This is a genomic window from Leptospira ilyithenensis (assembly GCF_004771005.1).
In the GTDB taxonomy this organism is placed as follows: Bacteria; Spirochaetota; Leptospiria; order Leptospirales; family Leptospiraceae; genus Leptospira_A; species Leptospira_A ilyithenensis.
In genome coordinates, this window is record NZ_RQHV01000024.1 from 1 (window position 1) to 2,005 (window position 2,005).

At 39.6% G+C, this 2,005-nt stretch carries 2 protein-coding genes; both read left to right on the forward strand.

The features are described from left to right. A partial coding sequence (locus EHS11_RS03450) for a M23 family metallopeptidase (protein WP_135763022.1) occupies positions 1 to 782 on the forward strand: 782 nt, incomplete at its 5' end. After that, on the forward strand, positions 779 to 1,507 hold the full coding sequence (locus tag EHS11_RS03455) for a hypothetical protein (protein ID WP_135763023.1): 729 nt from the start codon (positions 779 to 781) through the stop codon (positions 1,505 to 1,507). The genes EHS11_RS03450 and EHS11_RS03455, both read left to right, overlap by 4 nt. The last annotated feature ends 498 nt before the right edge of the window (positions 1,508 to 2,005 follow it).

The following is a 2,005-nucleotide window of genomic DNA, read 5'->3' on the forward strand; positions in this document are numbered from 1 at the left end:
CTGATAAAGTAGCTGCGGAACTACCAGCTCATATTCGAAAACAATGGCTGGAATCGAACGGCTTTAAACTAGACAAAGCTAATGCAGCAGATATTAAGAAATTAGATGCCACTTTAAGACGAGAAAATATCTCCGACAAACAAGCCAATAAATACATCGCCGAATTCAACAATAAGGGTTATCTAAGCGAAAGTAGTAGTCTGGTAAATGTTGAAAGAATACCTACTAAAGTAGAAACAATGTCTGTCGGTCCTGGACAAGGAGAACTTAGCAAAATCTATCGTGAAGGCACTGATGGAAAAACGATAGAAGTAAGATATCCGATTGATGTGAAAAACAACGGACTTACGATTACTTATCCTTATGATGTGCAGACGGGAGATGATGGTGGAGGTAGAACTTTGCCTATTACAGATCCAAATTCTGTTAAAAGAAATCATAACGGCGTAGATATTTACGTGAAAGAAGGGACACAACTTGGTTCTCTTGGAACCGGACAAGTTATCAAAGTTGTAAATACTCCAGAGAGTTTCTTAAATGGAAGTCCCGAAACGGGTGCTTCTGTTACTATTGAATATGGTGAAATACCGAATACAGTAAGAGTAACTTATGGACATTTAAGTAATATAAATGTTAATCAACATGATTTTGTCAAACCTGGTGATTTAGTTGGATTATCCGGGAATTCTGGTCATTCAGAAGGACCACATTTACACTTTACAATTATAAAAAATGGTGTACTTCAAGATCCAGAGACTTTTGATTGGAGCACTATAAAATGATCGGGTTTAGAAGAACGGTAATTCTGTTTCTGTTTTTATTGATTGGGTGTGAGAAAAAAGCAGTAGAAAAGAAAGAAGAAATGACCGCAGTTAAGAAGGAAGAAACTTCAGGGATTGCATTTGAAGAAAAGATTAATAATTCAATCTACAACTGGTCTTTTTTTGAAAGAGTCGGCGGAGAGGAATGTTGGGAGCAGTTTCAAATAGTTAATTATGAAGCCTTTGAAGCGAGAAAGAACGGACCAGGTCCCAGACAAGCAGTTCGGGATTTCGTAGCTTGTAGTTTAGAATTTTATACCTTACCCGGCGGCACTCATATATTTAACGGAGCATTGGGAGGCTGGTTTGAGGAATCACCTAAAGCAATCACAAAATTAGAATGTAATAGAAATAAATGTGAAATGTATTTTGGAGATTATACGAATGGGAACCCTAGAGTAGGCAAAGGCGGCTATATTCCAAGAAAAGGCAAGTTTACTTTTGTTATATTAGACTCTAAACACCTAGAATTAGTCAACTATCCCAAAGATGTGCTTGATGGAAATCGCGATATTCGTGGAATTTATCGCTATTTCCCCAATGCCCATGACCTACCCGCAGAAGCATTTTGTCAAATTGATAAGGACGAATTACTAAAGAATAAAGATATATATCCCCCTAAAGAACTAGAATGTATAAATCCAGATGATGCCAGGAAGGCGGCTGAAAATGAAGAAAAAGAATAGTGTAATATTAAAACCAAACCCCGCGGCAGTGATCGGAGCGGGACGACCGAAAGGTCGTCGTCCGAAGGACCGAAGCCGATAGGCGGAGTCGCGGAAGAGCACGGTCGTTTAACGAAAGAGAGGAACTGGAAAAGAAAAGATGCGAGGCGCCCAACAAAATATAGATAAAGTCTCTCTTCTCTTAAAAGCAAGAGAGATGTTTCTCGCGGTAACGGAGGCCAGGGATGGCCGAAGTTTTTTCGTCGGAACAGGAAGTTCCGCGAAAAAGAGCGTGAAGCATCGAACGCCTTGTTATGTGGACCTGTGCCTCGTAAAAACTATAATAGCGGACAAAACGTCCGCTAAACTGGAGGAATTTTGTTTCGATGGAATGATTTTGGTAAAAAATAGCAAAGTTCGACCGATTAGCTCGTATTATTTCCGGGAATCTTGCCGCAAATCGGTTTTTAAAAAATCAAATAGGCATAGCCGATCCTTCCCAGAAAAGGGCCTTAATCC

Bases quoted from the DNA above. Each gene is read 5' to 3' on its own strand.
- EHS11_RS03455 (WP_135763023.1), top strand. From the start codon at position 779: ATGATCGGGTTTAGAAGAACGGTAATTCTGTTTCTGTTTTTATTGATT.